The organism is Protofrankia sp. CiP3, assembly GCF_917627345.1.
Lineage (GTDB): Bacteria > Actinomycetota > Actinomycetes > Frankiales > Frankiaceae > Protofrankia.
This window is the reverse complement of the sequence record NZ_CAKJTM010000224.1, coordinates 2,068-3,913: the sequence shown is the minus strand read 5'-3', so window position 1 is coordinate 3,913 and position 1,846 is coordinate 2,068. Positions and strand designations below refer to the sequence as shown.

Annotated in this window: 4 protein-coding genes and 1 pseudogene; 2 read left to right on the top strand and 3 right to left on the bottom strand. The window is 67.0% G+C overall.

Annotation, left to right across the window (positions count from 1 at the left end; translation table 11 throughout):
- On the bottom strand, positions 1 to 175 hold a 175-nt coding region (locus tag MJ797_RS27720; protein WP_374583037.1), incomplete at its 3' end, for a transposase.
- 214 nt (positions 176 to 389) lie between these two features.
- On the opposite strand from MJ797_RS27720, the gene MJ797_RS26625 reads away from it, so the two are divergent.
- The gene (locus tag MJ797_RS26625; RefSeq protein ID WP_239342487.1) at positions 390 to 590 is read left to right on the top strand and encodes a hypothetical protein; all 201 of its coding nucleotides are present in this window, start codon (positions 390 to 392) and stop codon (positions 588 to 590) included.
- Positions 591 to 611: 21 nt separating this feature from the next.
- A complete protein-coding gene (locus MJ797_RS26620; RefSeq protein WP_239342486.1) occupies positions 612 to 914 on the top strand; it encodes a hypothetical protein in 303 nt (100 codons plus the stop codon).
- A gap of 253 nt (positions 915 to 1,167) precedes the next feature.
- On the opposite strand, the gene MJ797_RS26615 is transcribed toward MJ797_RS26620, so the two are convergent.
- Complete coding sequence (locus tag MJ797_RS26615) at positions 1,168 to 1,614, bottom strand: hypothetical protein (RefSeq protein ID WP_239342484.1); 447 nt, start codon at positions 1,612 to 1,614, stop codon at positions 1,168 to 1,170.
- Positions 1,611 to 1,846 (bottom strand): annotated as a pseudogene (locus MJ797_RS26610) (IS607 family element RNA-guided endonuclease TnpB); the annotation flags it as partial. The pseudogene MJ797_RS26610 and the gene MJ797_RS26615, both read right to left, overlap by 4 nt.

Genomic DNA, 1,846 nt, shown 5'->3' with positions numbered 1-1,846 from the left:
TGGGCCCAGACTCCTCGGCGGGATTGAGGTCGGGGGCGTAGGCGGGCAGGCGGACCACGGTCAGCCAGCTGGTGTAGCGGGTGAGGAACGCACGCATCGCGGCGCTGCGGTGGGTGTTGAGGTTGTCCCAGCACAGGATGATCGGGGCGTGTAGTTGGTGGTGCGCGGCGACGATCAGGGTGGCGTAGTCGTCTTCGGGCCAGCCGTGCGCGACCGGACCCCGGTTCCCTGACGGTGAACCCCTTCTGACCAGCTATTATGACTTTAGGCAGTCTACTCTTCTCGATCTTGACGACAAGCGTGACGGCGACCCGGATTGCAGTCACGTTCCATGCTGCTCCTGGGGCGCGGTATCGTTCAAGGTGAGTCCGGTAACGAGGAGGCCCGCCGTGGACGAACCCGAGCTGCCGGCAGCCTTCCGCGATGTCGAGCTTGTTGATCCTCCGGAGTGGCTTGACAGAGTACTCGCGGAGGCGGATGCGGATCTTGCTGCGGGATACGTCCTGTCGTTCGGGTCGGTCGAGGAGTTCGACGTATACGCGCGACAGATCACCGCTGATGATGGGGAGACGCTGCGTCGCACGGCATGAGGTATATACCGGACATCTATCATGTTCGGTGTGCCCACCTTCGATGCGCTCGATCGCTTTTGGGCTGACTACCGACGGCTCACCTATGCCCAGCGGGAGCGGTTCCTCCGGGCGCGTGACCTGTTTGTCGAGGACCTCCAAGCCGGGGTCGGTTTCCGCAAGAGCCTCCGGATCAAGGGGTTCCGCGGAGAGCCTGGGGTCTTTGAGATGACGTGGGCAGGCGATGGTCGCGCCCTGTTCCGTTATGGCGAGTCGGAGAAGGATGGCGAGGCACACATCGTCTGGCTGCGGGTCGGCACACATGACATTTTTGACAGGCCCTGACGCGAGACCGCGGTCCGTTCCCATTGATCGTCCGAGGCAAGCGGCGCGTACCTGTTTTTCTGTACCCGAGCCGGCACACGTCGACGAACGAGGGTCTGCACCCCGGTCTCGGGTACGCCGCAGCGCTCCACCAGAGCGCGCGCCAGAGCCGCTACCGTCGCGGTGACGGCGGGAACGTCCGGCAGCCGCGGACCGGGTTGGTGTTTTCCCGTCCCGACCAGGAGAACTCGGGTACCGGGACTGGCCAGCCCCCTCACCGGGCCGACAGATCCGGCCGGTCCGCGATTGGAGCACTGTCGGCGGGTGCCCCGTCCGGCTGCGGGCTGGGCTCCAGGGCATGGGCAAGGTGGATGATCTCGGCGCGGACCGCGTCGGCGTCCAGTCCCCGCACCCGCCGGGCGGACACGGAGATCGTCGTCCGGTCGCCGTCACGTTCCGCGGTCATGTCGATATCGCCACGCCGGCTGCGGATCCACGCCATCACCGTCGCGGCCAGCACCGGAGCGGCGCCCGGGGCCAGATCCACCAGCAGACCGGTCAGCGTAGGTCCCAGCCGGCCGGTTTCCGGCCCGTTCTCCACCGCCGCCACCCGGCCCCGTAACTCGTCTTCCGCGGTCAGCCATGACCGCAGCGACCGCAGCTCATCCGCCGTGCCATCGACAAGGCGCAGCGTCACATCCATCGTGCCGTTGCGAGTCATGAAGGATGAGTAAGCCTCTGCCTCGCAGCCGTCCTTGGTGGGACAGCGCTCCCGGTCTGACCCGCCCGCGCGGTGCCGGGTTCCCGTTTCCCGGGCACCTGCCGCGCGAGCGCGGTCTTACGGTCGCCTCCACGGGCGTTTTCCGTCTCCGACGCACTGCCGGCGACGAGGGTACGCAGGTTGACCGCGGCGTTCAGGTCACGGTCAACCACCAGCCCGCAGGACTGGCAGA